This window comes from Waddliaceae bacterium, assembly GCA_018694295.1.
Taxonomy (GTDB): domain Bacteria; phylum Chlamydiota; class Chlamydiia; order Chlamydiales; family JABHNK01; genus JABHNK01.
Window position 1 is genome coordinate 1 of the sequence record JABHNK010000015.1, and the last position, 4,331, is coordinate 4,331.

The following is a 4,331-nucleotide window of genomic DNA, read 5'->3' on the forward strand; positions in this document are numbered from 1 at the left end:
AAGCATAAGATAAAACTCCAACGTTATATCACGAGGAACGACATCAGAGGAGGCTCAACAATCGGCCCCATCCATGCCACTTCTTTGGGGATAAAGACCGTCGACATCGGCGAGCCCATACTGTCGATGCATTCGTGTAGAGAGCTGATGTCGTGCCACGACCACATTGCGCTGTGCAAGCTCCTTGAAAAGTTCCTGATCGACGGCTGCGAAGCATAAAAAAAGCCTCTTCAGGAAATACTGAAGAAGCTTTTTTGTCGCACTTAGAGTTTTTTAATGCTTATTCAATATGCTGAATATGCTGAATATGCTGTTCGATTCCCTGCAGAGTTTGTTTCTGCGTCTGAGCTTGATAGATTTTATAGCCACATGCTGCAACACCTATCACAATCAAAGCCAAAGCAGCAGTTGCAACAATAGTAGTAAGCGCAGCAATACACTCTGCTGTGCTTAATAATAGCGCGGATCCAAATGTAATAGAATATCCTAATAGCGATGATATCCCTGAATATACCCCAGCAATAGCAAAAACATTGGCTGCCAATACGCCAATTGCTCTTGGACTTATTCTGACACTCTGTTTGTGGAGCTTAAAAACTTTTCTGAATATTGAGCTAATAGGCTTGTTTGCCAAATATCCAACTCCACCCAAAACAGCACCTCCTGCTGCTCCTACTGGGCTGCTAAAAGCTGTAGCAACTAAAACTGTAGCACCAACAGAATAAGCCAAATAGCAAGACTCTTTAGCTAGAGGACGCATATTAAGCAGTCTTCTTATTGATGCTGGTATTGCTATTGGTGTTTCTTGTGGTATTGGTGGTGGTGGTGTTGATGGTGGTGTTGATGGTGGTGTTGATGGTGGTGTTGATGGTGGTGGCGGTGGTGGTGTTCTTGTTGGTGGTCCTCCTATTGATGACGCTCCTTCTACTAATGCAACCATAATTTTTTATCCTTTTGTTTGTTGTTTTATATTTAATATATATAAGCTATTTGTTATTTTATGCAGCAATTATAATATTAATATGATTAAAAGTCAAATATTTATTTGTTTTGCGTGAGGATCTTTATTATGTATTGTCGAATCAAACAAACGGCATAGTGCACGAATGGCACACAAAAAAGACCTTTGCCGTGAAAACAGCAAAGGTCTTATCATTTTTCAGATCTTTTAGCTCTCTTTATTCTATAGAGACAGCGAAGTATGCTGGGAACGCGAAGTCGTTGTTCGAGCGTTCGAGTCCTATTACGGCGACTTCTTTTCCTACTTTTTCTTGTAGGTCTACATTAGTGCTATATATGTATGCCACTGGTATTCCGTGTTTGAGTACGACAAAGTCTCCAGGCTTATTTTTTACTACTGCGGAGTATGGCTCCAGTATGCCTGTTATCTTCTTGGCATCAATCTTCTGCTCTTCGTAGAACTCTACGATATTTTTGTCTTCGTTATCGGTTTTCCATGATTCGTATAGTGCCTGTTCTTTAGGCGTCCAAATACGCATCTTATCTGTCATGTCTAGCATGATAGTTTCGTTTCCACTGACGAGGTGCATTTCAAATAATGCCTCTGTGTTGACGTCTACGCCTTCTGAGACGGTAACGATGTCGAGATTTTCATCGCCGGCGAACTGCTTAATGCCTTCGGCGAGTTTCTCTCCTTTAGCGCGAAGTTCTTCTGCTGTCTTCTGTGTCCTTGTTTCAAGGAAGGCCACCTTTTTCTGTAGGTATGCTTCTTGTACTAGCGCTAGAGCTTCTTGTGCTTTCTCTACTTGCTCAGGGAAGTCGTTGTAGCTGATGATGATATCTTCGAAGCCCTGCTTCACTCTTTCGATGCTTATCTCTTCAAAAGGTTTATTTATCTCAGACTCTCCTGTCAGTGCAGCCGTCGACAATGCTTGCTCTGCTTCTTGTCCACGTCCTGCCATCATCGTAATATAGTTCTCATCACCGGCGTTAGTAACGTATTCTTTTGCGATATAAAAGCGTACTGACTCCGGCGAAGTTATTTCTAGCCATTTGTTGCTGATGTCGCTGATATGTCCGTCGACAGTATCGCCGGTATTTAGCTGCGCAACGATTGGTGCTTCAACATCTGGGGCGAGCCGTACGTTTATGCCGGTGCCTTCGACGACGCCATCTAGGACGTATGTTCTAAAGATATACGCTTTCATCTCTTTTGGAGGTGTTACTGCATAGAAGCCATCGACTTCTCCGTCGATAAGTACTAGGTCTGACCTATTAAATTCTCTGATGATAGTGCTATCGATAAGGGTCGGCTTGACACGCATGCGTACCCGATCTCCAGTCACCTTTCCAGTGAACATCTCTAGATCTTGTGAATAGTGTTCGTCTTCAGCGACGATAACATCTTCGGCGACGATGATGTCTTCATCGGCGGCGACGAAGCTCGGCATGACGACGAACGTCGTTGTTGCTATAATGGAAAAAAATAATGCCCTTATCATAATAATAACTCCCTAGGAAAATATGATTTGTAAACTATATACTTATCATATATCCATTTTTTTCTCAAACCTAAAAAAATTATAGTTCGGAGCTTTTTCAGTGACCAGTGACCAGTGACCAGTTATCAGTGCTTTTACTATACGCTATTTTTACGTTTCTAAGACGGCGCGGAGATGCTCGCAGTTTTTCTTTCCGCAGGTGCATCCCATCGGCTCGCCAAGATATACATTGTAATGCTCGGTGCTGTCCAGTGGGTTAGAAACTTCGTACAGCTTCTCTCCGATCTGCGAGATGTCCCATTCGCGGAATTTCAAATCTTCGTCAGAAACCTCTTCTTCGTCGAGCTCTTCGACATCGCCACGCATAGCACGGACGATTTGGCAGTGGATGCAGTTACATCCATCGACAGCGCTGAGAGATTCATATATATCGGTATCGTCGGCGATAATACTCGATATTGCCGAGATTTTCGTAAGGATCTCGTCGGGCAACGACGGCGCATTGGCATATTCGGGGTTGTGGTGTAATATATCGCCCATACCATCGATGTTGCCGCCCATGCCAAACTGCATAGGTATTTCGCCTGGTATCGGACCCTGATTTTCAACATCACCACCAGACCATTTCATAAGGTCCGATGCCTGAGTAAAAGCATCGCTAAGTTTATCCTGGAATTCTTGGGAATCTGGGTCTAACAAGGATCCGTTTTCGGGCTCGTGCTCTAGATATGATGCATGGATATCAAAAATAGTGTCTATGATATCATCGGAAAGATCGGGGATCTCAACACGTGAGCCGTCAATCAAAATTATGATGACAACGCGAGGAGAATCTTTTTTATCACCCTCGACATGAACGGCGGTGATGTCATGCCAAGAAACGGAGATATACGGTGGTATGCTTAAGATTTTTTCGGTGATTTTCATGGTAATACCCTGATAAAATATATTAATATGCCACGACTTTACCATAGTGGCGCTTCGATGTCAACGTCTTTCTTAGCACTCTACATCCCAAAGTGCTGAGTTTTTCGTTGTTGTAAGTTTTTTTGGCGTCTGTTATTTGTATAGTGCTTTTTAATAACAATACACGAGGGAATTTTTATGGCGAAGACATTTGTTTTAGACACTAACGTATTACTTCACGACCCTACAGCTTTGGAGCAATTTCCTGGCGGTAACATTGTCCTTCCTCTTTTTATTTTGGAGGAGTTGGATTCCATGAAGAAGGTCCCTACCGATCTTGGCCAAAATGCTCGCAGTGTCATTAGGATGCTTGACGATTTATCGAGGGCAGGAAAGGGCAATCTCCGCGAAGGCATCACTCTTGACCATGGTGGTACAGTGAAGATTTTCCTTGAGACGAAGTCCGACAAAGGCACGATTTTCAGTATTCCAAAGAAGCAGAATCAGATAATCATGGCTGCCGATCTTCTTCGCGAGCGTGGTGAGCATGTTATTTTTGTTTCCAAGGATTTTGCTGCTCGCGTAAAAGCCGAAGCTCTTGGTCTCGAAGCTGAAGACTATGAAAACCTAAAGGCTTCGTACGACACAATATATCGCGGTCTTCGTGAGGTCGAGGTATCGAAAGAAGAACTCGAAGCATTTTTCCACGACGGATTTCTTCCTTTTGCCGACAAAGAGCTGCATGCCAACGAATTTTGCTCATTATGCACTCCCGAGAAAAAGTCTAACGTTGTGGGTCGTTATGATTCCAAAGCCGAAAAACTTGTTCCTATCGTCACTCCAGAGAAAGACATCTGGGGGATAAAGCCCCTAAACACCGAGCAGCAGTGTGCTTTAGACCTTCTTCTTCGCGATGACGTCAACCTCGTTACCCTCGTCGGCCCAGCAGGCACGGGGAAGACT

The 4,331-nt window shown here is 43.7% G+C and carries 4 protein-coding genes and 1 pseudogene; 2 read left to right on the top strand and 3 right to left on the bottom strand.

Annotated features, from left to right (window positions below; translation table 11 throughout):
- A partial coding sequence (locus tag HN980_01695) for a M18 family aminopeptidase (protein MBT6928198.1) occupies positions 1–219 on the top strand: 219 nt, incomplete at its 5' end.
- A gap of 595 nt (positions 220–814) precedes the next feature.
- Here the strand turns inward: HN980_01695 and HN980_01700 are convergent.
- The 3 genes and pseudogenes from HN980_01700 to HN980_01710 all read right to left on the bottom strand — a co-directional run bounded on the left by HN980_01700 (position 815) and on the right by HN980_01710 (position 3,389).
- A pseudogene (locus HN980_01700) lies at positions 815–901 on the bottom strand (polymer-forming cytoskeletal protein).
- Between the two features lie 277 nt (positions 902–1,178).
- Complete coding sequence (locus HN980_01705) at positions 1,179–2,462, bottom strand: hypothetical protein (GenBank protein ID MBT6928199.1); 1,284 nt, start codon at positions 2,460–2,462, stop codon at positions 1,179–1,181.
- 150 nt (positions 2,463–2,612) lie between these two features.
- Positions 2,613–3,389: a hypothetical protein gene (locus tag HN980_01710; GenBank protein ID MBT6928200.1), complete on the bottom strand. Its 777-nt coding sequence runs from the start codon at positions 3,387–3,389 to the stop codon at positions 2,613–2,615.
- 177 nt (positions 3,390–3,566) lie between these two features.
- Between HN980_01710 and HN980_01715 the strand changes: the two genes are divergently transcribed.
- The coding region (locus HN980_01715; GenBank protein ID MBT6928201.1) for a PhoH family protein at positions 3,567–4,331 on the top strand (765 nt) is incomplete at its 3' end.